At 72.1% G+C, this 26084-nt stretch carries 26 protein-coding genes and 2 riboswitches; of the genes, 12 read left to right on the top strand and 14 right to left on the bottom strand.

Features of this window, described 5'->3' with window-relative positions; all coding sequences use genetic code 11:
• Positions 1-28 precede the first annotated feature (28 nt).
• From LB823_RS02995 to LB823_RS02985, 3 genes are read right to left on the bottom strand one after another with little or no spacing between them, the layout of a single operon-like run.
• Positions 29-2359, bottom strand: coding sequence for a serine/threonine-protein kinase (locus LB823_RS02995; protein WP_224645286.1), 2331 nt, complete (start codon positions 2357-2359; stop codon positions 29-31).
• Positions 2360-2365: 6 nt separating this feature from the next.
• Positions 2366-3346, bottom strand: a complete 981-nt coding sequence (locus LB823_RS02990) for a glutamate ABC transporter substrate-binding protein (protein ID WP_224645285.1) — start codon at positions 3344-3346, stop codon at positions 2366-2368.
• Positions 3343-4680, bottom strand: coding sequence for a hypothetical protein (locus tag LB823_RS02985; protein ID WP_224645284.1), 1338 nt, complete (start codon positions 4678-4680; stop codon positions 3343-3345). Before LB823_RS02985 ends, LB823_RS02990 begins: the two co-directional genes overlap by 4 nt.
• A gap of 153 nt (positions 4681-4833) precedes the next feature.
• Here LB823_RS02985 and LB823_RS02980 point away from each other — a divergent pair, with 153 nt between their 5' ends.
• Both LB823_RS02980 and LB823_RS23640 read left to right on the top strand, forming a co-directional pair.
• Positions 4834-5304, top strand: a complete 471-nt coding sequence (locus tag LB823_RS02980; RefSeq protein WP_224645283.1) for an NUDIX hydrolase — start codon at positions 4834-4836, stop codon at positions 5302-5304.
• Positions 5305-5310: 6 nt separating this feature from the next.
• Positions 5311-5436: a hypothetical protein gene (locus LB823_RS23640; protein ID WP_255602884.1), complete on the top strand. Its 126-nt coding sequence runs from the start codon at positions 5311-5313 to the stop codon at positions 5434-5436.
• Positions 5437-5485: 49 nt separating this feature from the next.
• Here the strand turns inward: LB823_RS23640 and LB823_RS02975 are convergent, their stop codons facing one another.
• Positions 5486-5893, bottom strand: a complete 408-nt coding sequence (locus LB823_RS02975) for a DUF4440 domain-containing protein (protein WP_224645282.1) — start codon at positions 5891-5893, stop codon at positions 5486-5488.
• Between LB823_RS02975 and LB823_RS02970 the strand changes: the two genes are divergently transcribed.
• On the top strand, positions 5885-6307 hold the full coding sequence (locus tag LB823_RS02970; RefSeq protein WP_224645281.1) for a helix-turn-helix domain-containing protein: 423 nt from the start codon (positions 5885-5887) through the stop codon (positions 6305-6307). The two genes, LB823_RS02975 and LB823_RS02970, sit on opposite strands and share 9 nt — an antisense overlap.
• Before the next feature lie 9 nt (positions 6308-6316).
• Here LB823_RS02970 and thiE read toward each other — a convergent pair whose 3' ends face one another.
• Positions 6317-6982, bottom strand: a complete 666-nt coding sequence (gene thiE / locus LB823_RS02965) for a thiamine phosphate synthase (RefSeq protein WP_224645280.1) — start codon at positions 6980-6982, stop codon at positions 6317-6319.
• Positions 6983-7015: 33 nt separating this feature from the next.
• Positions 7016-7128, top strand: a riboswitch (TPP riboswitch).
• Between thiE and thiO the strand changes: the two genes are divergently transcribed.
• The 5 genes from thiO (at position 7123) to LB823_RS02940 (ending at position 11913) form a co-directional block, all read left to right on the top strand.
• Positions 7123-8160, top strand: coding sequence for a glycine oxidase ThiO (gene thiO / locus LB823_RS02960; RefSeq protein WP_224645279.1), 1038 nt, complete (start codon positions 7123-7125; stop codon positions 8158-8160). Its footprint overlaps the riboswitch before it by 6 nt.
• The gene (gene thiS, locus LB823_RS02955) at positions 8151-8348 is read left to right on the top strand and encodes a sulfur carrier protein ThiS (RefSeq protein ID WP_224645278.1); all 198 of its coding nucleotides are present in this window, start codon (positions 8151-8153) and stop codon (positions 8346-8348) included. Before thiO ends, thiS begins: the two co-directional genes overlap by 10 nt.
• A complete protein-coding gene (locus LB823_RS02950) occupies positions 8341-9144 on the top strand; it encodes a thiazole synthase (RefSeq protein ID WP_224645277.1) in 804 nt (267 codons plus the stop codon). Before thiS ends, LB823_RS02950 begins: the two co-directional genes overlap by 8 nt.
• Positions 9131-10546: an AarF/ABC1/UbiB kinase family protein gene (locus tag LB823_RS02945; RefSeq protein ID WP_224645276.1), complete on the top strand. Its 1416-nt coding sequence runs from the start codon at positions 9131-9133 to the stop codon at positions 10544-10546. The genes LB823_RS02950 and LB823_RS02945 overlap by 14 nt, the downstream gene beginning before the upstream one ends.
• Positions 10547-10557: 11 nt before the next feature.
• Positions 10558-11913, top strand: a complete 1356-nt coding sequence (locus tag LB823_RS02940) for a TetR/AcrR family transcriptional regulator (protein ID WP_224645275.1) — start codon at positions 10558-10560, stop codon at positions 11911-11913.
• Positions 11914-11917: 4 nt separating this feature from the next.
• Here the strand turns inward: LB823_RS02940 and LB823_RS02935 are convergent, their stop codons facing one another.
• The 4 genes from LB823_RS02935 to LB823_RS02920 form a co-directional block, all read right to left on the bottom strand.
• Complete coding sequence (locus LB823_RS02935; RefSeq protein WP_224645389.1) at positions 11918-13267, bottom strand: MFS transporter; 1350 nt, start codon at positions 13265-13267, stop codon at positions 11918-11920.
• A gap of 144 nt (positions 13268-13411) precedes the next feature.
• Positions 13412-14257, bottom strand: a complete 846-nt coding sequence (locus LB823_RS02930; RefSeq protein ID WP_224645274.1) for a LuxR C-terminal-related transcriptional regulator — start codon at positions 14255-14257, stop codon at positions 13412-13414.
• Between the two features lie 81 nt (positions 14258-14338).
• Positions 14339-15235, bottom strand: a complete 897-nt coding sequence (locus tag LB823_RS02925) for a class A beta-lactamase-related serine hydrolase (protein ID WP_224645273.1) — start codon at positions 15233-15235, stop codon at positions 14339-14341.
• The gene (locus tag LB823_RS02920) at positions 15213-16718 is read right to left on the bottom strand and encodes a serine/threonine-protein kinase (RefSeq protein WP_224645272.1); all 1506 of its coding nucleotides are present in this window, start codon (positions 16716-16718) and stop codon (positions 15213-15215) included. The genes LB823_RS02925 and LB823_RS02920 overlap by 23 nt, the downstream gene beginning before the upstream one ends.
• A 91-nt stretch (positions 16719-16809) precedes the next feature.
• On the opposite strand from LB823_RS02920, the gene LB823_RS02915 reads away from it, so the two are divergent.
• The 3 genes from LB823_RS02915 to LB823_RS02905 all read left to right on the top strand — a co-directional run bounded on the left by LB823_RS02915 (position 16810) and on the right by LB823_RS02905 (position 19792).
• Complete coding sequence (locus LB823_RS02915; protein WP_224645271.1) at positions 16810-17748, top strand: ABC transporter ATP-binding protein; 939 nt, start codon at positions 16810-16812, stop codon at positions 17746-17748.
• Positions 17745-18503: a hypothetical protein gene (locus tag LB823_RS02910; protein WP_224645270.1), complete on the top strand. Its 759-nt coding sequence runs from the start codon at positions 17745-17747 to the stop codon at positions 18501-18503. The genes LB823_RS02915 and LB823_RS02910 overlap by 4 nt, the downstream gene beginning before the upstream one ends.
• A gap of 107 nt (positions 18504-18610) precedes the next feature.
• Positions 18611-19792, top strand: a complete 1182-nt coding sequence (locus tag LB823_RS02905) for an AbrB family transcriptional regulator (RefSeq protein ID WP_224645269.1) — start codon at positions 18611-18613, stop codon at positions 19790-19792.
• Here LB823_RS02905 and thiD (LB823_RS02900) read toward each other — a convergent pair.
• Complete coding sequence (gene thiD / locus LB823_RS02900) at positions 19758-20600, bottom strand: bifunctional hydroxymethylpyrimidine kinase/phosphomethylpyrimidine kinase (RefSeq protein ID WP_224645268.1); 843 nt, start codon at positions 20598-20600, stop codon at positions 19758-19760. The two genes, LB823_RS02905 and thiD (LB823_RS02900), sit on opposite strands and share 35 nt — an antisense overlap.
• Before the next feature lie 130 nt (positions 20601-20730).
• On the opposite strand from thiD (LB823_RS02900), the gene LB823_RS02895 reads away from it, so the two are divergent.
• Positions 20731-21195 (top strand): HNH endonuclease, encoded by a 465-nt coding sequence (locus LB823_RS02895; RefSeq protein ID WP_224645267.1) that lies wholly within the window; start codon positions 20731-20733, stop codon positions 21193-21195.
• Positions 21196-21261: 66 nt separating this feature from the next.
• Here the strand turns inward: LB823_RS02895 and thiD (LB823_RS02890) are convergent, their stop codons facing one another.
• The 4 genes from thiD (LB823_RS02890) to LB823_RS02875 form a co-directional block, all read right to left on the bottom strand.
• Entirely contained in the window at positions 21262-22155 is an 894-nt protein-coding gene (thiD, locus tag LB823_RS02890) for a bifunctional hydroxymethylpyrimidine kinase/phosphomethylpyrimidine kinase (RefSeq protein ID WP_224645266.1), read from the bottom strand.
• Positions 22152-23834, bottom strand: coding sequence for a phosphomethylpyrimidine synthase ThiC (gene thiC, locus LB823_RS02885; RefSeq protein WP_224645265.1), 1683 nt, complete (start codon positions 23832-23834; stop codon positions 22152-22154). Before thiC ends, thiD (LB823_RS02890) begins: the two co-directional genes overlap by 4 nt.
• Positions 23830-23942, bottom strand: a riboswitch (TPP riboswitch). (Overlaps the previous gene by 5 nt.)
• Positions 23943-23973: 31 nt before the next feature.
• Positions 23974-25116, bottom strand: a complete 1143-nt coding sequence (locus tag LB823_RS02880; protein ID WP_224645264.1) for an ABC transporter permease — start codon at positions 25114-25116, stop codon at positions 23974-23976.
• Positions 25113-25952, bottom strand: a complete 840-nt coding sequence (locus LB823_RS02875) for an ABC transporter ATP-binding protein (protein WP_224645263.1) — start codon at positions 25950-25952, stop codon at positions 25113-25115. Before LB823_RS02875 ends, LB823_RS02880 begins: the two co-directional genes overlap by 4 nt.
• Between the last annotated feature and the right edge of the window lie 132 nt (positions 25953-26084).

Genomic DNA, 26084 nt, shown 5'->3' with positions numbered 1-26084 from the left:
GCGCGCGAGCGCAGCGAGCGGGCGCGCCTCAGAACAAGGTGCGCGGGCGGATCGCGTTCGCCAGGTCGACGAGGGCGTGCCGCTGCCGCTTGCGTTCGGCGAGCGCCGCGATGTCGCGCAGCGACTTCTCCGTCGCCTTGCGCAGGCCGCGCTCCGTGAGCGCGTGGTCGAGCAGGGTGCGGGTGCCGTCGAGCCGGCCGTGCTGGTTGCGGTGTTGCACCCAGCCGAGGGCCACGCCGAGGACCAGGGCGCGCAGCTGCAACCGTCGGAACTCGGACTTGGGCAGGGTGCGCACGCGCCGCGCCGCCTCGTGCAGCTGCGCCTCCGTGACGTCGGCCAGGTCGCGGCCGTGCACCAGCGCGACCACAGACGAGCACAGCGCGTTGTGATAGTGCCGGCTGGTCGACGGCACCTGGTCGAGGATCTCGACGGTGCCCACGATGTCGCCCGCCGCGCGGCGCATCCGGGCGGCGCCGAACGCCGCCGAGATGATGCCGCGGTCGGTGCGCCACACGTTCTCGTACCGGCATCGCGCCCGGTCCAGCCAGCCTTCGGGGTCGGATTCGCCGGAGACGTAGCAGAATTCGGCAGCCACGGCGGCGGCCAGCTTGGGGGCCGCCTCGCCGGGCGCCTGGTCGGTCACCGTCTCGAAGTAGTCGTAGGCGGCCGCGTAGTCGCCCTGCATGAGGGCCGTCTCGGCGCGGTACCAGGTGACCTGCCAGCGGTGCGGCTCGCGCGAGGCGAGTGAGTCGAGCAGCGTCGTCGCCGCGTCCACCTCGCCCAGCTCGAGGTGCGCGCGGGCCTCCGCGAGATCGATCTCGACGGTGCCCGCCATCGCCTCCCGCAGCTCCGCGAGCGAGTCGAGGATCTGTGTGGGGTCGCTGCGCATGGTGAGTGCAAGTACGCCGGCCGCCGGATCGGCCGGGTTCGCGATCGGGATCGGCAGCGCCGCCAGGACTTCCGGCGCCCGCAGTCGGTCGTCGTGGACCTCCGGGTCGGGATCGACCGCCCGCAGCATCAGCTCGACGCCGAAGGTGGAGCGCTGCGGCGTGAAGACCACCGAGAGGCCGGGACGCGGCTCACCGGACTTGGTGGACAGGCACTCCCGGAGCACGCCGAGCAACTGATCGGTGAGCTCCGCCGCCGAGGAGAAGCGCTCGCCCGGGTCCTCCGCCGTGGCCTTCACGAGCAGGCGGTACAGCGAGTTGTACTTCGCGAGCGTGTCGTCCTCGGTGGGAGAGGGCAGACCGTCGACGTACCGGCCCCCCTCCATCGGCACCTTGGCGACCAGGACCGCGAGAGTACGGCCCACCGTGTAGACGTCCGAGGCCACCGACGGCCCCGTCTTCGCGATCTCCGGCGCCTGGAAACCCGGTGTGCCGTAGATGTATCCGTAGCCGCCGAGTGGGGCGACGGCGCCCAGGTCGATGAGCTTGACGTCCTCCTCGCTGATCATGATGTTGTCGGGCTTGAGGTCGTTGTAGGCCAGCCCCAAGCTGTGCAGGTAGCCGAGGGCGGGCAGCACCTCGAGGATGTAGGCGATCGCCTGCTCGACCTCCACCTTGGCGCCCGCGTCGGCGTCGTCCGCGGCCTCGGCGAGGATGTCCTTGACCGTCTTCCCCGGGACGTACTCCATGACGATGTACCCGATCTGGGTGCCGTCCGGATCGGGGTGCTCGACGAAGTTGTAGATCTTGACGATCGACGGGTGCGTCATCTCGGCGAGGAACCGTCGCTCCGAGACCGCGACGGCCTGCGCCTGGGCGTCGCCCGAGTTGAGCAGGCCCTTGAGCACGACCGGCCGGTCCACCACGTTGAGGTCGGTGGCCAGGTAGATCCAGCCCATGCCGCCGTGCGCGATCGCGCCCTTGATCTCGTACTGGTCGGCGACGATGTCGCCGGGCTTCAGCGCCGGCTCGAAGGAGAACCGCGCACCGCAGTGCGGGCACGTCCCGATCAGCTGGCCGGGCTCGCCGTCGTGCGCGCGGCCGACGGGCTTGCGGCAGTTCCAGCAGTACCGCTTGCCCTCCGCGATGATCGGGTTGGTGCGGATCGCCTCCGATGGGTCGACCTCGGTGATCCGGGGGATCTCGACGAGGCCGCCGCCCACGCGCCGCCGCGCCGCGACACGGGTGGTGCTCGCGGTCCGCACGGGACCGTTGCCGAACCGCGGCGTGGCCTCGGTCGCCACGGCGGGGGCGGGCGGCGGCACCGTCGTCACCTGGGTGCCGACGGGCGGCGGCTCGGTGTCGTCGAACAGGTCCACCATCGGCGCGCCGACGGTGCCCTGCTCGGGCTCCTCGTCGTCGTCGAAGGAGACGGCCTGGGCCTGCGTGTGTTCCTCGACGTCGTCAGTCATCGTGCATCACCCCTCGTACCTCGCCGCCGGCGCCGACCAGACCTGGCCGAGCGACGGCGCGAACCACTGGTTGTACAGGCGCATCCACGTCCCGTCGAAGGCCATCCGCAGCAGCACCCCATTGATGAAACGCACGAGGTCGGTCCGGTTCTTCCCGACGCCGACCGCGTAATACTCGAGCCCCATCGACGGCCCGGTGATGGTGAGGTTCGGGTCCTGGTCCTCGAGCCCGGCGAGGATCGCGTCGTCGGTGGAGATCGCGTCCACCTGCGACTGCTGCAGCATCACGAGGCAGTCCGACCAGGAGTCCACCGCGACGACGGAGGCGCTCGGCACCAGCCGGCGCACCCGGTCGAGCGAGGTGGTGCCCCGCACCTCGCACACCCGCCGGCCGGAGAGGTCGCCGACGGTGTTGATCGGCGCGCCCCGCGGCGCGAGGATGCGCTGCTGCGCGATGAAGTAGGTGGCGGAGAAGGCCACCGACTTCGCCCGCTCGCAGGTGGCCGACATCGTCTTGACCACCACGTCGACGGTGCCCTCCTCGAGCGCCTTCTGCCGCTCGGCGGTGGAGAGGATCCGGAAGTGGATGCGGTCGGGGTCGCCGAAGATCGCGGCGGCGATCTGGTGCGCGACGTCGGCGTCGAAGCCCTTGATCTCGCCCGTGATGGGGTCGCGGAAGGAGAGCAGGTTCGAGCCGATGTCGATGCCCACCACGAGGCGGCCGCGGTCCTGGATGTCGGCCATCGTCGTGCCCGGCACCATCTGCCCCGGCGCGGGCAGGCCCGACGGGGACGGCGTGGCGGTGCACATCGACACCTCGGACGGGATAGGCGCGTCGGTCGGGACGAGGGAGCCGGAGCCGGGCACCGGCTGGACGACGCCGGTCACCGCGTCGCCGGGGGCCTCGGGGGCGGCGATGACGCAGCCCGTCGACGCCAGCGCGACGGTCAGCGCGAGGGCGATCCCCTGCAGTGTGCGGCGCATCATCGGTACTCCCTGACCCGGGGGTAGAAGCCCGCGGCGACCCCGGCGGCCGCGAGCACGCAGAGGATGAACGCGCCCGGGCCGGAGAAGGCGATCGCGAAGCGGGCGGTGTTGACGTTGTCGCGGTACAGGGTGCGGGCCCGGTCGATCGCCGCCGTGAGGTGCCCGTCGAGGGAGCGGTAGGCGACGGCCGCGGAACCGGGGTCGGTGCCGATGGCCAGCCGCGTCGCACCCAGGTAGTCGCCCGTCGCCTCGCGCGCGGCGATCTGCTGGTGCGCGGTGACCCAGCGCTGCGCGTCGGCCCGCGCCGCCTCGACCGCGGCGGCGATCTGCGGGTCGGAGTCGCCGACGGACTCGAGGTCCTTCTCCGCGCTCTGCAGCGTCTCGGCGAACGCCGACGCGGGCACGCCGCGGCCGGCGCCGCGCTGCACCAGCCCCATCGTCTCCATGGATCGGGCCTTCTGCGTCAGGGTGCGGGCCTGCGAGAGCGCGTCGACCGCGGCGGTCCCGCGCTGCTCGGCGCGCAGGGAGTAGGTCGACGAGGTGAAGCCCGCGACCACCACCCAGGTCATCGCGATCGTCAGCGCCGCGGCCGCGACGACCAGGCCCCGGTTGACCCGGCGCTGCGTGCGCCGCGCGAGATACTGGTGGGTGAGCAGCACCGACGCCAGCGCGATGCCGAGCACCCCGTAGATCGCCCATGGCGGCGAGGCGAACTGATCGTGCGTGCGGCGCAGGTTCTCGGTCTCCTCGCGGTAGAAGCTCTCCGCCGCGGGCAGCAGGGTGTCCTGCATCAGGGTGGACGCGGTCGCCAGATAGGCGGCCGCCACCGAGTTGTCGAGCCGGTTGTTCGTGCGCGCCGTCTCGACCAACCCGGTGTACACGGGCAGGTTCATCGCGATCGTGTCGAGGTTGTCGTGGGCGCGACCGTCGTCGGCGGGCAGGCTCGTCGCGGAGGTGATGAGCGCCTTCCCCGCCGTGGCGAGGGCGACGCTGTAGCTGCCCTGGATCTCGTCGGACGGGAGGCCGCCCGCGACGAAGGCGGCGTTGGCGGACTCGTTGGCCGCCGAGAGCGAGCTGTAGAGCACCTGCGCCGCGTGCGCGCGGGGCTCGTAGTCGGCCAGGTTCTGCTGCAGCACCTCGGTGCGGGAGAGCTGCGCCGCGGAGGTGAACCAGCCGGCGAACAAGCACATCGTGATGAGCACGAGCGCCATGGAGACGAGCTTGCCCGGGCTGGAGGTGAAGAACTCCCGCAGTTCCGCGAATACCGAGGATTCCGGGAAGGATCGGAGGCGCAGGGACGACAGCTGCCGATTCTTCGACGCCTGGGCTGTCACCGTCTGCTCCTTCCCTGAGAGCCACCCTTCGGCCGGGGTCGGGCCACTGCGAACTTCGTGCCTTCGACCCTATCGCGCGACCCCCTCCCGAAGACGGGATGACGCGCATTGTGCGCGCCCCGAGTGGCCCCTTCGTCCGCTACGGTGGGTGTCGTGTTGGGTGACGGGAACGGCTGGGTCCGCGACCCGGACGGCTCCCGGTTCTGGGGCAGGTTCGGCGCCGCGGGTCTGTTGGCTCTGTCGCCGGACGAGAGCCGGGTGTTACTGCAGCACCGCGCGTGGTGGAGCCACCAGGGCGGAACCTGGGCGCTGCCCGGCGGCGCCCGCGACTCGCACGAGTCCGCCGCCGACGCCGCGCTCCGCGAGGCCTTCGAGGAGACGGGCCTCCCGCCCACGTCGCTCGAGGTGCTCTCCGAGGTGGTCACCGCCCGCTCGCAGGTCGGCTGGACCTATACGACGGTGCTCGCCCGTCTCGTCGAGCCGCGGGACCTCGTGCCCAACGAGGAGTCCACGGCGCTGGAGTGGGTATCGCTGGGCTCGGTCACCGACCGCAAGCTGCACCCCGCCTTCGCCGCCGCCTGGCCGGACCTGCAGGTCCAGGTCCGCGCCCTCGCGGAGGACTGACCGTCCGTGTACGGGGTAGCGCTGTGGGCGCTGCTGCTGGTGCTCGTCGTCACCGCGGTCGTGCTGATCTTCCTCGTCCCACCGCGCTCGCGTCGCCGCGGCGAGCGGCCGCGTTCGCCCCGCCGGCACTGATGCCCACACGGCTCGTGCAAGCGCCGGCGAAGGCAGGCGGTAGGCGACGTCACGAACGTTCGGCCACACCGAACGGGGTGTCGATGACGTACCTCCACCGCCCGTCCCGCCCGCGTCGAGCCACATCGGTCGCCGTGCCGCGGACGTCGACGTGGTCTCCCGCGGCGGTTCGCCCGACGATCTCCCAGTCGACGATCAGCAGCGCGAGTGCGTCGTCGAACACGTGCACCTGCTGCACCGCGATACGGATCGGGACGCCGAGCGACTGCAGAGCGGTGTTCGCGGACCGCCGTTCGTCACCGGTGACCGCGGTGCCTTCGCGCGGGATGAAGACCGCACTCGGCTCGTACACCCGCTCCAAAGCCGCCGGATCGCCGGAGTTGAAGGCCGCGGCGAAGACGTCCGGATGCAGATGCGGCTCGGTGGTCAGCTCGATAGCGTGGGCTGTGTGGTCCATGAGCACACGCTGGCAGCCGTTTCCGTGGCTCACCAAACGGTGAGTGCGGCAGTGGTCGACGATCTCGTCCCGGACGGCGTGGGAAACCACAGCGCACCCTCGGACGACTGCCCGGTAGAAACCGCGCTGGCAGCGATCGCGGGGAAGTGGACGACGCTCCTCCTGCGGGAACTGAGCCGCGGCGAGCTCACCTTCGGCGGCCTGAAAGCGGCGCTTCCCGACCTCTCCGACAAGGTGCTCGCCGAGCGCCTGGCCGCACTGGTCGACCGCGGCATCGTCGATCGGATCGCCCATCGCGGCTACCCGAATCGCGTGACGTACTCGCTCACCGAGGCGGGACGCACTCTGCGGCCCCTACTGATCGAGCTCTACCGGACGGGAACCCGACTTCAGGAGCTGCACCGCGGTCCGTGAACCGTGCGGCTATCCGAGGGCGGCCTTGAGGGCGCGGGCGGCGGACTCGGGATCCTCGGCGGCGGTGATGGCGCGGACGACGACGATGGCATCCGCGCCGGCGGCGGTCACCTCGGGAACGCGGGCCAGGTCGATGCCGCCGATCGCGAACCACTTCCGCGTGGGTGCGGCCGCCGCGGTCTCGCGGACCAGCGGCAGCCCCGGCGCGTAGCGACCCGGCTTGGTGGGCGTGGGCCAGCAGGGACCGGTGCAGAAGTAGTCGACGCCCTCCTCGGCGGCGGCCGCGAGGGCCTGGGCACCGTCGTGCGTGGACCGCCCGATCACGACGTCCGGCCCGACGATCTCCCGGGCGACTGGCACCGGCAGGTCGTCCTGGCCGAGGTGCAGCACGTCGGCCCGGGCCGCGAACGCGACGTCGGCGCGGTCGTTCACCGCGACCAGCGCGCCGTGCGCGTGCGCGATCTCCCGCAGCTGCGCGACGATCTCGATCTCCTGCGCGGCCTCGATCGCCCCGAACTCCCGCTCGCCCGCCGAGCCCTTGTCGCGCAGCTGCACGATGTCGACGCCGCCGCGCAGTGCAGCGGCGACGAACTCGGCCAGGTCGCCGCGCTCGCGGCGGGCGTCGGTGCACAGGTACAGGGAGGCGGAGGCGAGCCGCTCGCGGGGGGAGATCATGGCCCCAGCGTAGGCCCGGCGGAGTAGGCTGGATCACGTACACACGGGAGCTCCCGCCGCGGGGCTGAGAGTGGGGCACGTCGCGCCCCTGACCGTCAGACCTGATCCGGGTAATGCCGGCGAAGGAAGGATTCATAGGTGTGAAGAAGACTGTGACCGTCGTGGGCGGAGGCGCCGTCGGCCTCACCGTCGCCTGGACGCTGGCGCGGCGCGGGAGCACCGTCACCGTCGTCGATCCCCGGCCCGGCTCGGGCGCCTCGTGGGTGGCGGGCGGCATGATCGCCCCGTACTCGGAGGCATGGCCCGGCGAGGAGGAGCTGTACCGGCTCGGGGTCGAATCCCTGGGCCTGTGGGAGGGATTCGCGCGCGACCTGCAGCCCTACGCCGACGGTCCGCTCGTCACCTCCCGCGGCACCGTGCACCTCGCCGTCGACGAGGGCGACGCCGCGGACCTGCAGACCGTCGCCGATGCCGTCGGCGATCCCGCGGTGTTCGCGCCGCTGCGTCCGTCGGCCGCCGCCCGCGCCGTTCCCGGTGCGGCGCCGCGGATCCGGGCCGCCGCGACCGCGCCCGACGAGATCTCGGTCGACAACCGCCTACTGCACCGGGCACTCCGCGCCGCGTGCGCGGCGGAGGGCGTGGCCTTCCGCGCCGAGGAGGTCGGCGGTGCCGCGGCGCTCGACGGCCTCCCGGGTGACGCCGTGATTGTCTGCGCGGGTGCGGATTCCGCCGCGCTCGCGCCGGGGCTGGGCGTGCGGCCGGTGAAGGGCGAGGTGGTGCGGCTGCGGCGCGGCCCCACCTGCCTGCCGCCCCCGACGGTGACGGTGCGCGCCCGGGTCCGCGGCCGGCAGGTGTACGTGGTGCCCCGCGCCGACGGCGTGGTCGTCGGCGCGACGCAGTACGAGAACGACCGCGACCTCGGCGTGCGGATCGGTCCCGTGGTGGAGCTGCTGGACGACGCCTTCGCCGTGCTGCCCTTCCTCCGCGAGTACGAGTTCGTGGAGGTCGCGGCCGGGCTGCGGCCGACGACGGCGGGCAACGTCCCGGTGATCGCGCCGCTCGGCGGCCGCGTCTTCGCGGCGACGGGGCACGGCCGCAACGGATTGCTGCTCGCCCCGGTGACCGGGGCGCGAGCGGCGGATATGGTTCTGAAGCAGGAGGTGCAGGCATGGAGCTGACGGTGAACGGTGACGACCGGCAGGTGCTCGACGGGACGTCCGCGCAGACGCTGCTCGAGCAGCTCGGGCTGCCGGACAAGGGCGTCGCGATCGCGGTGAACGGCGCCGTCCACCCGCGCTCGCGGTGGGATGAGGCGCTGCCGGCCTACGCCGACATCGAGGTGCTGACGGCGGTCCAGGGTGGCTGAGCACTCCGATCCGCTGGTCATCGCCGGCCGGGAGTTCGGCTCGCGACTCATCACGGGCACCGGCGGCAGCGCCAACCTCGAGCACCTGCGGGCCGCCCTCGTGGCGTCCGGCACCGAGCTGACCACCGTCTCGCTGCGGCGCACCAGCCTGGCCGAGGGCGGCGGCGTCCTCGAGACCATCCGCGAGCTGGGCATCATGCCGCTGCCGAACACCGCGGGCTGCCTCGGCGCCGCCGAGGCGGTCCTCACGGCGCGGCTCGCCCGCGAGGCGCTGCACACGGATTGGATCAAGCTCGAGGTGATCGGCGACGAGCGGACCCTGCTGCCCGACGCGGTCGCCCTCGTGGACGCCGCCGAGGAGCTGGTGGCCGACGGCTTCACGGTGCTGCCCTACACCAACGACGACCCGATCCTCGCCCGCCGCCTCGCCGACGTCGGGTGCGCCGCGGTCATGCCCGCCGGCTCGCCGATCGGCACCGGCCTGGGGATCCTCAACCCGCACAACATCGAGATGATCGTGGCGCAGAGCTCCGTTCCGGTGATCCTGGACGCCGGGATCGGCACCGCGAGCGACGCCGCGCGCGCGATGGAACTCGGCTGCGACGCCGTGCTTCTCGCGTCCGCGGTCACCCGCGCCGCGGATCCGGCGGCGATGGCGACCGCCATGCGGCTCGCGGTGGAGGCCGGCCGGCTCGCCCGCGGTGCCGGCCGGATCCCACAGCGCCGCTGGGCCGTGCCCTCCTCCCCGATGGACGGCCGGATGGCCGCGGCGACGGGCTCCCGTGGCGGGGCCTGAGCGGGGCGGGCTGCCGGACGGGGCGTCGGAGGCACCGTCGGGACGGATCCGCCGCAGCGCGCAGATCGGCGGTGTCGCGGTGCGCCACGCCGCCCGGACGGCGGGCACTCTGGCCACCGGACGGTTCCGCGACGATCGGGCGGCCCGGGACGCCCGCGACGCGACGCTCCTCGCCCTCGCCGACGACCTGGTGACGGTGCTCGGCGGCATGCGCGGCGCGGCCATGAAGCTGGGCCAACTGATGGCCGTGATCGACATCGGGATCACCGGGAGCTCGGCGCGGGAGGCCTTCGCGGAGCGCCTGCAGCCGCTGTTCCGGTCGGCGCCCCGGTGGACCGACTCCGCCATGATGACGGTGCTCGACCGGGAGCTGGGGGAGCGGCGGGGGCGCATCGTCCGGCTCGACGGGCCGATCGCGTCGGCGTCGATCGGGCAGGTCTACCGCGGCGTTCTCGACGACGGTCGCGCCGTGGCGGTGAAGATCCAGTACCCGCGGATCGACGCGATGGTCCGGGCGGACCTGAAGAACATGCGACTGCTGCTCAAGGTGTTGGGCAAGTACATCCCCGCGACGAACGCCGCGGCGCTATCCGAGGAGATCGCCCGCCAGGTGCTCGCGGAGCTGGACTTCGTCGCCGAGCTGCGCCACCACCGCTACTTCGCCGACCTCTTCGCCGGGCACCCCGGCATCGTCGTCCCGCCGCCCGTCGACGAGCTGTGCACGGGCCGCGTCCTGGTGACCGAGTTCCTCGAGGGCGAGCCCTTCGTGGCCGCCTCCGCCCTGGACGGGCCGGCGCGGGACCGGATCGGCGAGGCCGTGTACCGCTTCTACTGCGGCGAGATGTACCGCACCGGCCGGTTCTGCGCAGACCCCCATCCCGGCAACGTGCTCGTGCTGCCCGACGGCCGCGCCGGATTCGTCGACTTCGGGATGACGGTGCACCTGACCGACGAGGAGCACGCCTTCGAGCGGGACCTGTTCACCTCGCTGCTGCGCGGCGACACCGAGCGGGTGCACGACCTCGCCGTGCAGGCGGGTTTCATCGGCCGCCCGGACCTCATGGACGCCGACGACCTCGCCGAGTACATCGACCACGTCGTCGGCTGGCACCTGCGCGAGGGCGAGGTGATCATCACGCCGAAGACCGCGCGCGACGCCGTGATCGCCGCGACGCTTCCCGCCGGCGGCTTCTACGACAAGTTCGAGGGCCAGATGCTGCAGGCGGAGCACGCCCTCGGCCGGCGCACCGACATGTCGACGGTGGCGCTGCTCGGCGAGCTCCGGGCGAGCGCGCCGTGGCGGGCGATCGCCTGCGAGGTCCTGGAACTGGGGGAGCCCGCGACGCCGATGGGCGTTGAGATCGCAGAGTGGCGGACTCGCCGGGAGGCCGAACCGCGATAGAATCTTCAACCATGTCGGTAACGGAGTCGGGCGTCGCGGAGGCCCCCAGGCCGCGCCGCGGCCGTCCGCCGTCCGTCGGCCTCGCCGAGCGGCGCCGCGAGGAGCTGACGGACGCCGCCTTCACCGTCTTCGCCGAGCAGGGCTACGAGCACGCCTCGGTCGCCGACATCGCCAAGCGCGCCGGCATGGGGCAGGGCACGCTGTACCGCTACGTCGAGGGCAAGCGCGAGCTCCTCGACCTCGTCTTCGATCGCTGCGTCGACGAGCTGATGACCGCCATCGCCCCGGACCGCGTCGTCGACGTGACCGCGAGCGGCGACCTCGCCGCCGCCGAGGAGATGGTCGAGGGCGTCGCCGGCCGGCTCTTCGGATTGGTCGATTCGCGGCCCGACATCCTCAAGGTGGTCATGGTGCAGTCCGGCACCGTCGACGAGGAGCTCCGCTTCCGGATCCAGGGCCTCTACCAGACCTTCGACTCGATGATGGGGCGCGCGCTCGGCCACGCCCGCGAGCTCGGGTGGATCGTGACCCGTACCGAGCACCCGGAGACCGAGACCGTCCACCTGGGGCGCCTGCTCCCGGCCCTCGGTGTGCCCGGCCTGGTGATGGCGCTGACCGCCGGTGACGATCCCGAGCGGCGGCGGGACTACGTGCGCGCCGCGGTCCGGATGTCGGCGAGCGGGATCCTGTCCGGCGAGGCGCGGGCGGCACTGCCACCCCTGGCACCGTCGGGCGAAGAGGCGCCCGCGGAGCCCGACGCCGCCGCGCCGGTGCCGGTGGCCGGACGGTCCGCCGAGCTGCTCGATGCCGCGATCGCCGAGTTCGTGGAGAAGGGCTACGCCGCGGTCGGGGTCCGCGAGATCACCGAGCGCGCCGGGGTCAGCCACGGCACCTTCTACAACTACTTCGACAGCAAGCGGCACATGCTGACGGTGCTCGTGGAGCGGAACCGGCAGGCCGTCCTCGGTCGGCTCGACCGCGTCGTGGCCGATCCGCCCGCGGCCACCGTGGAGGCGCTGCAGGCCGCGGTGTTCGACCTGAATCGGGATGTGCTCCAGGACATCGCGGAGCGACTGGACGAGTTCCGCTTCCTCGCGCTGGAGGTACCCGGCGTCGACGTCGAGGCCTTCGACACCTACCTGGTCCTGTACCGGGAGGCCGCGTCGAGATTCGAGGAGATCCTCGGCGGAGCGCTGGCAGTGGGCCTGCTGCACGAGAGTCTCGGCATCGGCGACATCGCGGAGGTGTGGCTGGGCTACATGCTCGGCACCGCGGCGGCGATGGTGAGCGACGTCGACGTGACGAGCCCCGCCGAGAGCGCTCGTGTGGTCACGAATCTGCTTCTCGGCGGGGCCCGTACGCTCTGATCGGTCAGACGCTGGCGAGGTCCTCGCCGGGGCGCGCGTCGTCGCGGTCGGCCGGCGTGGACTCGACGATGTCGTGGTCCTTGGTCTCCGCCATCAGGTAGCAGCAGAGCACGCTCACCGCGGAGAGCCCGGCCAGCATGAAGCCGACCCACAGCTGGTTGCCGTCCGCCACCCACTTCGCGGCGATCAGCGGCGGGATGGCGCCGCCGAAGATGCCCGCGAGGTTGTAGCCCAGGCCGGCGCCGGTGTAGCGGTAGCGTTCGTGGAACATCTCGGGCAGTGCGGCACCGGCCGGGCCGTAGGCGATGCCGAAGATGATCAGCGTGCCGATCAGCCCGACGGCGTACATCGGAAGGCTCTTGGTGTCGAGGATCGGGAACAGGACGAGCGACCACACCACGGCCAGCCCGCAGGAGGTCATGATGACCTTGCGACGGCCGATCTTGTCGGAGTAGATCGCCGACGCGGCGATCGCGAGGCCGAAGAAGACCGCGCCGGCCATGCCCATCGCCAGCACCGTGGTGCGTGGGAAGCCCAGGTTCTTGGTGGCGTAGTTCGTGAGGAACGCGGTGCCCATGTAGAACAGCGAGAACAGCGACGCCAGCGCACCGGCGGCGATGAGGATTTCCTTCCACTGGAAGCGGATCGCGTCCAGGAAGGGCAGCTTGGTGCGGTTGATCTCGCTCATCGCGCGCTTGCGGACCTCGGTGAAGACGGGGGTCTCCTCCACGGTCAGGCGCACCCACAGGCCGACCAGCACGAGCAGTGCGGACAGCAGGAACGGGACGCGCCAGCCGATCGTCATGAAGGCGCTCTCGGCGTTCTTGGTGTCACCGGCGGTCAGCGTGAACAGCAGGAACGTGCCGCTGGAGAGGAAGAACGCGAACGACGGGCCCAGCTGCGGGAACATCGCGTACAGGCCGCGCTTGCCCTTCGGGGCGTACTCGGCGGTGAGCAGCGTGGCGCCGGCCCACTCGCCGCCCACGGCGAAGCCCTGGAAGAAGCGCATCACCACGAGCAGCACCGGCGCGAGCGTGCCGATGCCGTTCGGGAACAGCCCGAAGACGCCGGTCTCGCTACCGGGCAGCAGGCCGATCATCACCGTCGCGGCGCCCATGATGAGCAGCGTCCACACCAGGGTGCGCTTGCGGCCGATCCGATCGCCGAAGTGCCCGAACAGGATCGCGCCGACGGGCCGGGCGAAGAAGGCGACCGCGAAGGTGGCGAACGAGGCCAGCGTCGCGACGCCGGGGCTCATGTTCGAGAAGAAGATGGTGGGGAACACCAGGGCGGCGGCGGTGCCGTAGATGAAGAAGTCGTAGAACTCGATCGTGGTTCCGATCGAGCTGGCCATCGCCACCCGGCGGAGCCGGGCTTTCGGGACGGCGGGGAGTTCGGGTGCAGTCACGTGCGCTCCTCGGGTCGGTGAACCCCACGAACGGTAGTGACCGCGGTCACACCCCCGATACCCCCGAAAGGGGGTAGACGGTGCCCGGGCCTACGGCAGGAGTCCGAGGCTGCGGGCGCGGGTGACCGCCTCGAACCGGGTGCTCGTGCCCAGCTTCTGGCCGGCGCTGCGCAGGTATGCCTTGACGGTCTCCGCGCTGATCGACAGGCGCTGCGCTACCTCGGCGTTCGTGCAGCCCAGGGCCACGTGGGCGAGGGCGTCCAGCTCGCGGGCGGTGAGCGGACGCTCGGGCCGGGCGGCACCGCCGGACGGGCGGCCGAGGTCGGTGATCCGGCCGCACGCCGATTCGAGGCGGGTCCGCACGGCACCGTCGGTGATCTCCCCGGCGAGGGCGCGGAGCTCGGAGAAGACCTCGCGCAGGAGCTCCCGGTCGACGCCCCCGAGCGCGGAGCGCTCCGCCGCGGCGGCCTCGGCGAACTGCATCCGCCGCTCCACCTCGTCGCGCACGCGGAGCTCGTAGGCGAGGTCGCGGACGGTGCGCGCGACGGCGCCCAGGACCGCATCGCCGAAGGTGGACTGCCTGTGGTCTGCGGCGTAGAAGACGGCCCGCACCACCCCGTTCACCGCGAGTGGGACCGCGACCATCGAGCGCAGGCCCTCCGCCTGGACGTGGGCGTGGTAGTGCTGGGTGATCCCGGCGGTGCCGTAGTCGGCGACGGCGGTGGGGCGGCCGGTGCGCAGGACGTGCCCGCCGAGGCCCGCGCCGCGCGCGACCGGGAGGCCGTTGAGCGCGGGGGTGCGCAGCCCGACGCCGCCGCCGAGGACGACGTGGTCCTCATCGACCAGGCCGACGAAGGCGACGGGAAGTTCTGTGCGCGTACGAATGGTTCGCAGGGCGGACCGGGTGACGTCGGCGTCGATCGTGCTGGCGGTCATCGGTCTCTCCGGGGTCACAGCGGGTGATTCATCATCGCATGACCGGTTCGTCCGTGTGATGGGAACCACAGCCGGGCGGCGTCAGCAGGGCGCCGCCGGCAGGGCCCCGAGCTGCGCGCGGACCGTCTCCGCGAGCCGGGTGAGTGCGTCCTTGCCGGATGCGAACGAGCCGTCGGCGGGCCGCGCGGACAGCATGAGCCCGGTGTAGCCGCGCGGCGTCTGCACGACGGCCAGCTGCCGGACCACGTAGGCGCCGTCGGTGCCGGGGCCCCAGCCGCCCTTCACACCCACCGACTGCGCGCCGCGCAGACCGAACGCGCCCCACTGCTGGTTCGCGTCGACCTCACGCATGAGTCCGGCGGCGATCCGGCCCGACGGCGAGCAGGGGAGGCGGGCGGCGAAGGTCGCGGCGGGGCCGTCCTCCCAGAGGGTCTGGCCGAAGGCGGAGTACTCGGGGCGCACCTTGCTGGACTGCACCACGGTCTGCGCGTCGCCGCCCTCTCGCAGCACCTGCTGCACCGCGAGGCCGGCCTTCGCGGGCGGGCCGAGGGAGTCCCAGATCGCCTCCGCGGCGGCGTTGTCCGAGTGGGTGATCGCGGCACGCATGTCCGCGGTGGCGGTGGGCTTCTCCGCCCGCTCGAGCGCCGCCATGACCAGCGGCACCTTGGACGTCGACCATGCCGGGAAGCCGGTGACGTTCCCGGCGGTCACGACGCGCCCGTCGCCCGCGACGGCGATGCTCGCCTGTCCGGGGATCCGCTCGACCGCCCGGTTCAGCGCCGCCAGCAGTGGATCCGCGGCGCGCGGTGCGGGGCTCGACGACGGTCCGACGGGCGCGCCGGAGCGCGCGCTCGCCGCGTCGTGCGGCGCCTCGGACGATGACGGGGCGGTGGAGCCCGCGTCGCCGACCGTGCACGCGGCGGAGCAGAGCGCGACCGCGAGAAGCGCTGCGGCCCTAGTAGATGTAGACGATCGCATTGTTCCCTCCCCGGCACGTCACGACGTTCGTCGTGCCGGTGCACGACATGGCGATCGATCCGAGGTTCGTCGCGTTCGGGCTCACCCCCGAGACCGATCCGGATTGGGGCGCGGTGAACTGCGCGCGATAGGCGGCCGCGATGACGTTCGCGAAGCCGCACGAGGTGTAGGGCTCGCCGGGGACGCCGCTGCCCCTGTCCGCGGCGACCGTGCCGAAGACCGCGCTCGTACTCCCGACGCAGACCTCGACGTTCGGCGGCTGGGCGGCCTTCGTCACCGTCGGCGTGGCCGACGGTGACGTGGTCGTGGTGGCCTCGGAGGTGGGCGCGACGGTGGTCGTCGTCGCCGCGACGGGCGTCGACGGTCCGCCGCCGCCCAGCAGGACGACGGCGGCGACGATGCCCGCGACCAGCAGGATCGCGCCGACCGCGAGTGCGGGGATCAGTATTGGACTGCGTCGCGGCGCTGCCGCGGCGGGCGGGTACGCGGCGGGCGGCGCGTAGCTCGGGGTGACGTACCGCGGCTGCCCACCCGAGGACGGCCCGCCGTGCGGGTACGAGATCTGCGTGGGCAACGGCGCGGACGGCGGGCCCGCCGCGCGCGGCGCCGAGGGCACCGTCGTCGTGGTGCCCCAGCTCTGCGGCGTGCTCTGCAGGGCGGCGGTGGCGGCCCGGGCGAGCGAGCCGCAGGTGGGATACCGATCCTCCGGACGCTTGGCCATGCCCTTGGCGATCACGGCGTCGAGCGCGACGGGGACGGGGCGGGGCGCGTCGGCCGACGCGCGGGGCGGCGCCGAGAGCAGGTGGTGCCGCATCATCTCGGAGATCGAGCTCGCGGCGAACGGGGGCCGGCCGACGAGCAGCTCGTACAGGACGCAGGCGAGCGAGTAGACGTCGCCCGCTGGGGTGGCGCCGCCACCGTCGAAGCGCTCCGGGGCGGCGTAGGCCTGCGAGCCGACGAACAGGCCGGCGGAGGTGAGCCGGTCCGCGTCGCCGACCACGACCAGGCCGAAGTCGAGGAGGTACGCGAAACCCGACGGGGTGACCTGGACGTTGGCGGGCTTCACGTCGCGGTGCACCAGGCCCTGTAGATGCGCGGAGTCGAGTGCGGAGGCGACCTGTGTCACCAGGTCGACGGCCCGCTCGGGCGGCAGTGGCCCCGCGGCGACGAGCTCGGCGAGGTTGCTGCCGTCGACGAGGCGCATGTCCAGATAGAGGGTGCCGTCGATGTCGCCGTAGTCGTGGATCGGGATGACGTGGGGGTCCGACAGCCGCGCGGCGGTCCGCGATTCGTTCGTGAAGCGCTCGCGGAATCCGGGATCCTGCGCGACGCCGGCATGCAGCAGCTTGAGCGCCACGTCGCGGCCCTTGACGGTGTCGTGTGCGAGGTACACCTCGCCCATCCCGCCGCGGCCCAGCAGCCGCACCAGCCGGTACGGGCCGAAGGTCGTGCCCGCCCGGTCGCTCGTCGAGTCCCCACTCATCGCTCGCCCCCTCCGCGGAGTCCGGTCGGGCCGAGTCTATGGCCGGGCGCGCGTCACGGCGGCGCGGCCGAAGAATTGTTAGCGTGAATCCATGATCGAAGTCGCGGGTTTGACCAAGACCTACGGGGCCGTGCAGGCGGTGAACGACCTGTCGTTCGCGGTGCGGCCCGGTCGCGTCACCGGGTTCCTGGGGCCGAACGGCGCGGGCAAGTCGACGACGATGCGCTGCATCCTCGGACTCGACCGCCCCACCGCCGGCCGCGCGACGATCGGCGGCAGCGAGTACAGCGCCATCGACCGCCCGCTGACGAAGGTGGGCGCGCTGCTCGACGCGAAATGGGTGCACCCCAACCGGACCGCGCGCGACCACCTGCGCTGGCTCGCGGTGGCGAGCGGCATCCCCGCCGGGCGCGCCGACGAATGCCTCGCGGCCGTCGGCCTCACGGACGCCGCGCGGAAGAAGGCCGGCGGCTTCTCCCTCGGTATGGCGCAGCGCCTCGGCATCGCCGGTGCGCTGCTGGGGGATCCGGGCGTGCTGCTGTTCGACGAGCCCGTGAACGGCCTCGACCCCGAGGGCATCGTCTGGGTGCGTACCTTCATGAAATCCCTCGCGGCACAGGGGCGCACCGTCTTCGTCTCCAGTCACCTGCTCGCGGAGATGGCCCTCACCGCGGATGACGTGGTGATCGTCGGCCGGGGGCACCTCGTGTGGAACGGCACCATGGCCGACTTCATCGCGCAGAACTCGGAGCACACCGTGCGCGTGCGGAGCCCGCGCGACCGCGAGCTGGCGAAGGCGCTCACGTCGCGCGGCCTCGCGGTCGATGCGGCGGCCGAGGCCGCGCCCGGTGGCGGCGGCCGGACCGTCCTCACCGTCCGCGGCACGACGAGCGACGCCGTCGGTGAGATCGCCGCGGCGGAGGGGCTGCCACTGGCCGAGCTAGCCCCGCAGAGCAGTTCACTGGAACAGGTCTTCATGCGCCTCACGGGCGGAGCCGTGGAGTACCGCGGAACGGGAGGCATCGGATGATCGTCCGCGCTGTACAGGCCGAGTTCGTCAAGCTCGCGACGGTCCGCGCCACCAAGTGGCTCCTCATCGGATCGTCGGCGGCGGCGCTGGCCATCACCGTGATCGTCGCGCTGGTGGTCCGCAACATCGGGGAGACCATCGACGACATCGGCGTGGTCGCCCTGGCGCCCCTCTCGGGCTTCGCGGCACTGCCCGGTATCGCCATCACCTTCGCCGGGGTCATCGGCGTCCTGTCGGTGACCACCGAGATCCGGTACAACACGCTGCGGACGACCTTCCTCGCCGTCCCGAACCGGTGGATCGCCCTGCTGGCCAAGACTTTCGTGGTCGCCGTGGTGTGCGCCGTGACCTACGCCGTGGCGATGGTCGTCGCGGTCCTGCTGTTCGGCGTGATCGTGGACGGATCCCCGGCGGAGGTCCTGCGCTCGGGCGCGGGCTCGTTCCTCGCCTTCCCGATCGGGACGGCCTTCGCGGCGGTGCTGGGCGTGGCGGTGGGCTGCGCGCTGCGGAACGGCGCGGGTGCCATCACCCTGCTGCTGGGCTACCTGTTCGTGGTCGACAACGTGATCACGACGATCCCGCAGACCCGGGAAGCCGGCCCCTATCTGCCGCTGTCGAACCTGCAGAACTTCATGGGCGTCCTCTTCGACGAGAGCTTCCCGTGGGGCGCGCCGGTGTCCTTCGTGTACCTGGTCGTGGTGATCGGCGCGCTGTGGGCCGGGGGCGCGGCGCTGGTCGCGCGACGTGACGCATGACTCATTGCGCCTTCACATCGACGCAGCTCACAGGGTCTATGTAAGCATCGCGTGAACGTTCGTCGCCGGCCCTTTCCGCTGATCGTTCGCAGTGCTACATAGGAAGGGTGACCGTCGAGAGCGCCGCCCCGCCGACCGCCCCGGACGCGCCCGTGCGGGACCCCGCGCCGGGGCTCGTGCGGCGCACCGTCGGGCGACGGGGCGTGCGGTACGTCGCGGTCCTCGTCGGGGCCTGGCTGCTGGCCGAGGCGATGGGGCTGTTCGGGGTCCCCGCGCCCGCGCTCCTCGCGGCGCTCGTGCTGGGTGCGACGCTGCGCATGGCGATCGGGCGGGAGGTCGCCGTCCCCGCCGAGGTGAGCCGGTGGACGCAGGCGTTCATCGGCGTCATGCTGGGCGGCTACCTGAATCTGGAGGCGATGCGGGCCGTCGGTCCTGTGCTCGCGCCCTTCCTGGCCATCTCGGTCCTCACCGTCGTCCTCTCCGTCGCCGCAGCCTGGGTGCTCAGCAGGTGGGTCTCCGGGCTCGACCAGCGCACGGCGACACTGGGCCTCATGGCCGGAGGCTCCTCGGCGGTGGTCACCCTCTGCGACGAGCTCGGAGCGCGCAAGGACGTCGTCGGCGTGATGCAGTACTCGCGCGTGCTGCTGGTGAGCCTCACCGCGCCGTTCGTCATGGTGGGCCTGGCCGGCGGCGCCACGGCGTCCTCGCAGTCCTGGCTGCTCGACCTGCAGATCGTGGGGCGCGGCGACCAGGTGGCGGGCCTGTCCACGGCCTTCGTCTTCGCGCTGGCGGGCATGTGGCTCGGGCGCAGGCTGCACCTGCCCGGCGGCGGGCTGATCGGGCCGATGCTCCTGGCCGCCGTGATCGGCGGCGCCGAGCTCACGCGCGGCTTCGCGCCGCAGGGTGCCTTCAAGGAACTGCTGCTCATCGTCGTCGGGCTGGAGGTCGGGCTGATGTTCGACCGGCGCCTGCTGCGCCGGTTGGCGCACCTGCTGCCGGCGATCGCGGGCGGCATCGTCGTCCTGTGCGGGCTGGTCGCGCTCCTCGCCGCCGCAGCGGCGTACCTGACCGGGGTGCCGCTGGCCGACGCCTACCTCGCCACGACCCCCGGCGGTATCAACGCGGTCGTCGCCAGCGCGACCGGCAGTGCCGAGGCCGATATGGCGCTGATCGCGACGGTCCAGAGCCTGCGGCTCATCATCGTGGTGCTCGCGCTGCCGTTGGTGGTGGCCGCGATGAACAGGTGGACGGGCCTCAGGAACTCTCGCGCAGCCGCCACGACGCGTTGACGGGGCCGTGGCCGGCGCCGACGGGGTAGGCGGCCGCGAGGGACCGGGTGACCCACTCCTTGCCGAAGGCCACGGCCTCCGGGACGTCGTAGCCGTGCGCGAGCGCGCAGACGGTGGCCGCGCCGAGCGTGTCGCCGGCGCCGTGATCGTGCCGGGTGTTGAGGCGCTGCGCCTCGAACTCGAGGAACTCGGCACCGTCGTACAGCACGTCCGTGCTGGTGGCCGCGGTCCGCAGGTGGCCGCCCTTGACCAGGGCCCACCGCGGCCCGAGGGCGTGCAGGGCGCGCGCAGCGTCGCGCTGCGTGGCCTCGTCGACGACGTCGATGCCGGTGATGAGGCGCACCTCGTCGAGGTTGGGGGTCACCAGGTGCGCGAGCGGGAACAGGCGGCGCAGCAGGGTCTCCAGCGCCTCCGGCGTGAGCAGCGGGTCGCCGCGCTGCGACGCGCAGACCGGGTCGACGAGGAAGGGGATGCGCGCGCCGATCCCGAGTTCCTCGGCGGTGTCGGCGATCGCGTCGATGATCCCCGCGGTCGCGAGCATGCCCGTCTTCGCCGCCCCGATCCCGATGTCCTCCACCACCGCCCGGATCTGGCCCGCCACGGTCTCGGGCGGGATCGGGTGGAAACCGGTGACGCCCAGGCTGTTCTGCACCGTGACGGCGGTGATCGCGCTCGTGCCGTGCACGCCGGCGAGCGCGAAGGTCCGCAGGTCCGACTGGAGGCCTGCGGCGCCGCCCGAATCCGAGCCCGCGATCGTCATCACCCGCACGGGGGTCTCGCCGTCCGCGGGCAGGGGGAGGAACTGCATGGGGTGAGGATACCGCCGGGAACCGGCAGGTCGGCGGGTGCGTCCGCGCGGAAAAGGCGTTGCGGGCGCAATCGCCCGCTCCTATCCTCGACCTGCTCGCCACGCCCGGACGACCGGAAGGAGGTGCGGTATGAGCACGTTCGTCCCCGCTCCGCCGGTGCGGGTCTTCAACGCCGACTACAGCCCGCTCGACGCGGTGCACTGGCAGGACGCCGTGGGCATGATGCTGCGCGAGGTCGCCCTCGCCCTCGAGCCGCACGACCCGCCCAGGGTGCTGCGCTCCCCGAGCACGGTGATCGAGGTGCCCAAGTCGATGCTGCTCGTGCGGTACGCGGCGGTTCCCTACCGTCGCACCGCCGATCACGCGAGCAGGACCGAGATCCTGCGCCGTGACGACCACACCTGCCAGTACGCGGGCTGCGGCGCGCGGGCCACGACGATCGACCACGTCTTCCCGCGCTCCCGCGGCGGCGGCAACACGTGGACGAACCTCGTCGCTTGCTGCGCGGAATGCGACCACCGCAAGGCCGACCGCACGCCGGCCGAGGCGGGCATGCGCCTGGTGCGCGAGCCCTTCCGCCCCGCGGCGGTCTGACCCCCTGCTCCGATTGAACGATGTTTTGGAGATTCCGACCTGCGGCTTTCCTCTCCAAAACATCGTTCAATCGGGGGTGGCGACCGCCCAGAGGGGGTTGACGGGGCCGTGGCCCGCGCCGAGCGGGTACGCCCAGCGCAGGCCCTCGGTGACCCACGCCTTGCCGAAGGCGACGGCGGCCGGCACCGACGCGCCGTGCGCGAGGGCCGCCGTCGTCGCCGCGGCGAGGGTGTCGCCGGCGCCGTGGTCGTGCCCCGTCGGGACCCGCGGCGCCGTGAACGCGATGGACTCGGTGCCGTCGGTGAGCAGGTCCGGGCTCTCCGGCGAATCGCGCAGGTGACCGCCCTTGACCAGTGCCCACTGCGCCCCGAGCGCCAGCAGGGCGTCGGCGGCGGCCGCCTGCGTGGCGGAGTCCACCACGTCGATCCCGGTGATCAGCCGGACCTCGTCGAGGTTCGGGGTGACCAGCGTGGCGCGGGGGACGAGCACGGAGCGCAGCGCGTCGAGGGCCTCGGTCGCGAGTAGCGGGTCGCCGTGCATCGACGCCGCCACCGGGTCGACGACGAGCGGCACCGCACGGCCGTGACCGATGTCCTCCGCGTCCGCCGCGGCGGCGACCGCCTCGATGATCTCCGTGGACGCCAGCATCCCGGTCTTCGCGGCCTCGACGCCGATGTCGCCCGCCACCGAACGGATCTGGGCCGCCACGATCGCCGGCTCGACGCCGCGGAAGTCCTGCACGCCCACGCTGTTCTGCACCGTGACGGCGGTGATCGCCACGCAGGCGTGCAGTCCGAGCACGGCGAAGGTCCGCATGTCGGCCTGGATGCCCGCGCCGCCACCGGAATCCGAGCCGGCGATGGTCAGCACCCGGTGCGGCGCGGAGCCTCGCGGGGCGCTCGGCAGGCGCGACGGTGCGCCGACCGTCACCGTGGTCGGTTCGGATCGGCGATCCGTCATGCCCGGGAGGGCTCCAGCGGGATGTACACGCGCCCACCGGCGTCGGCGAACTCCTGCGACTTCGCCGCCATATCGGCCGCCAGCTTGGCGTCGATGTCCTCCTGCGTCACCAGGTTGTGCTCCTGCGCGTAGGCGCGCACGTCGGCGCTGATCCGCATCGAGCAGAACTTCGGGCCGCACATCGAGCAGAAGTGCGCCGTCTTCGCGGGCTCGGCGGGCAGCGTCTCGTCGTGGAACTCGCGGGCCGTGTCCGGGTCCAGCGACAGGTTGAACTGATCGACCCAGCGGAACTCGAAGCGCGCCTTGGACAGTTCGTCGTCCCGGGACTGCGCACCGGGGTGCCCCTTGGCGAGGTCGGCGGCGTGCGCCGCGATCTTGTACGTGATGACGCCGGTCTTCACGTCGTCGCGGTTGGGCAGGCCCAGGTGCTCCTTGGGCGTGACGTAGCAGAGCATCGCCGTGCCCGCCTGCGCGATGATCGCCGCGCCGATCGCCGAGGTGATGTGGTCGTACGCCGGCGCGATGTCGGTGGCGAGCGGGCCGAGCGTGTAGAACGGCGCCTCCTCGCACAGCTCCTCCTCGAGCCGCACGTTCTCCACGATCTTGTGCATCGGGACGTGGCCGGGGCCTTCGATCATCACCTGCACGCCATAGGACTTCGCGATCTTCGTCAGTTCGCCCAGGGTGCGGAGCTCGGCGAACTGTGCCTCGTCGTTGGCGTCCGCGATGGAGCCGGGGCGCAGGCCGTCGCCGAGGGAGAAGGTCACGTCGTACTCGCGGAGGATCTCGCACAGCTCGCGGAAGTGCGTGTACAGGAACGACTCCTCGTGGTGCGCGAGGCACCACGCGGCCATGATGGAGCCGCCGCGGCTGACGATGCCGGTGACCCGGTTCGCGGCGAGCGGCACGTAGCGCAGCAGCACGCCGGCGTGCACGGTCATGTAGTCGACGCCCTGTTCGCACTGCTCGATCACGGTGTCCCGGAAGATCTCCCAGGTGAGCTTGGTCGGGTCGCCCTTGACCTTCTCGAGCGCCTGGTAGATCGGGACGGTGCCGACGGGGACCGGCGCGTTGCGCATGATCCACTCGCGGGTCTCGTGGATGTCCTTGCCGGTGGAGAGGTCCATGATGGTGTCGCCGCCCCAGCGGGTGGCCCACACCATCTTCTCGACCTCCTCGGCGATGGAGCTGGTCACGGCCGAGTTGCCGATGTTCGCGTTGATCTTGACGGCGAAGGCCTTGCCGATGATGGCGGGCTCCAGCTCCGGGTGCTTGCGGTTGGCCGGGATGACCGCGCGGCCGGCCGCCACCTCCTCGCGCACCTTCTCGGGGTCGAAGCCCTCGCGGGACGCGACGTAGCGCATCTCGTCGGTGATGATTCCCGCACGGGCCCAGGCGAGTTGGGTGCTCGCGCCGTCGACCGGGGCGGGTGTGGTCCAGGCGTCGCGGGTCTTGGGGAGGCCCTCGGCGAGGTCGTGCAGCTGATCCTCGGCGGTGTACTGGGTGTACGGGCCGGAGGTGTCGTAGACGTCGTGGTGATCGCCGTTGGTGAGCGCGATCCGCCGGAACGGGACGTGCAGGTCACCGTCGGTGCCCGGGACGGTGCGGTACCGCTTCTCGGAGCCCTCGATCGGGCCGACGGTGACGGTGGAGACGGGGGTGGACGACGAAACAGGCATGCGGGACTCCTCTTCCCTACGCCGGCATTACCCGGACAGGTTCGTACGGTCGACGCCCGCGATAGACGTCCTCTCAGCTCACTGCGGTGAGCTCCCGTGTGGTGTGCGTTACCGAGGGTAGCGCACACACGGCGGAGTCTCAGGCGATCCGCACGCCCCGCGGCAGGTTCGCCGCGGGAACCCGCAGGCGGCGGGCCGCGAAGGCGAGCCCGAGCCCGCCCAGCGCCAGGTTCGCCAGCAGGCCCCAGTACCAGGAGTGCCCGAGGTAGCCGTCCGTCCGTCGCGGGTCGCCGAAGTCGGAGTAGTAGATGAAGTCATCGCCCGTGGAGAAGCCCGGCCGCCCGCAGGTGCGGTCCTGGTTCGCCGCCGGCGGGGTGCGCATGTCGGACACCCCGTCGGCGATGGTGGCGAGGCCGGATTCGGACGGGATGCGCTGGTCGTCCGACGTGTAGCGGTTCCAGGCTCGGCGGTCCCGGTCGGCGTCGCGGCCGTAGTCCCGTTGCGCGGCGGAGTCCGCGAGGACGACCGCCGGGTTCGGCGCGAGGATCCACCAGACGCGCTCGGTGTGTTCGACGGTGACGTTCGTCCGCTCGATGCGGCAGGTGCCGCTCTCCCCGTTCTCGGAGTACGTCCAGATCGGCCGGTCCGCGGAGACCTCGGTCTTCGTCGCAGGGACCAGCAGGACGGCGATGATCGGAAGGCCGATCAACAGGAACAGCATGGCCAGCTGCGTGACGGCGGCGGAGCCGATCGGTCGAGCGAGCAGCGCGGAGAAGCCGAGACCGATGCCGCAGTAGGACAGGAAGATCAGCGCGGTCACCACGACGCCGAGCACGGAGAAGACGACCGGGTACTCGGCGACGGCGATGGCCCAGATCAGGTACGGCGCCGACACCACGAGCAGGGCGCAGGAGGCGATCCACGCGCCGAGCAGCTTGCCGGTCGCGAGCTGCGCGCCGCTAGCGGGGGTGGCTTGCACGACCGCGAGGGTGGCGTCCTTCCGGTCGCCGTTGATCGATGTCGCCGTCATCGTCGGGGCGATCACCAGCCCGAGGAAGCCGACGAAGCCGAGGACGATGAAGTACAGGTTCTCCTCGAAGGACTGTCGCCCGGATTCGGGAGAGGTGACGGTCATGAACCACAGCAGGCCGAAGACCACGGCGGAGACCACGAGGAAGAACACGCCGAGCAGGACGCGCCAGCGGGTGGCGCGGGTGCGTTGACGGAGTTCCAGTCCGGTGAGCACGCCGACGGTGCGCCACCACTGCGTGAAGCCGTTCATGTGCGATCAGCCTCCAGTGCGAAGTACGAGTCCTCGAGGGCGTTGGTGGCGCGGGCGAACTCGACGATCCGGGCACCGTCGGCGATGCTCTGCGCGAGGTGTGCGGCCGCGTCGGCCTCGGAATCGAAGGTGAGATACGTTCCGCCGCTCGGTGGTTCACCGAGGAGCCGGATCCGCCACCGGGTGACCGCGGACTCCGGCGGCGCCTCGGTGCGGCCGCGCGCCATCATCACCACGTCGTCGACCATCTCGCCGAGCTCGGAGAGGATGTGCGAGGAGACGAGGACGGCGACGCCGCTGTCGGCGAGGGCGCGCAGCGAGTCGCGTAGTTCGAACCGCGAACGCGGGTCCATGCCGGAGGCGGGCTCGTCGAGCAGCAGGATCGGCGGGTGGTGCACCATGGCGCGGGCGAAGCCGAGGCGCTGCTTCTGCCCGCGGGAGAGGACCTGCGCCGGCCGGTCGGCGAACTCGGTCAGGTGCACGCGGGCCAGCAGGTCCGTCGCCCGGGCGCGGGCCTCGCCGGACGGGACGCCGTACAGCTTCGCGAAGGTGGTCAGGATCTCGGTCGGAGTCAGTGAGTCCCAGGTCCCGAAGACGTCGGGCATCCACCCGACGCGGGACCGGAGCGCATCGGGGGCGATGGGCGCACCGTCGAGCTCGATGGCGCCCGACGACGGCTGCAGCAGGCCCGCGAGCATGAGCAGCAGCGTCGTCTTGCCCGCGCCGTTCGGGCCCACCAGTCCGGTGATGCGGCCAGGGGGCAGCGTGAGCGTCGCGTCGGCGACCGCGACGTGCTGTTTGAAGGTCCGCGTGAGCCCGCGGGCGACCAGCGTCATGCGGTTCACAGTAACCGCGTTCCGAAGTTCACGATCGAGAAATGTGACAGATGTGAAAACACCGGTCGCGAGTACGCCGACTTGTCGGGGTTCGGGCGTACGGTGGGGTGATCCGCATCACATGGAGGTGTT

Origin of the sequence: Tsukamurella sp. M9C (genome assembly GCF_020169415.1) — a bacterium.
Lineage (GTDB): Bacteria > Actinomycetota > Actinomycetes > Mycobacteriales > Mycobacteriaceae > Tsukamurella.
This window is presented reverse-complemented; position numbering and strand designations above follow the sequence as displayed.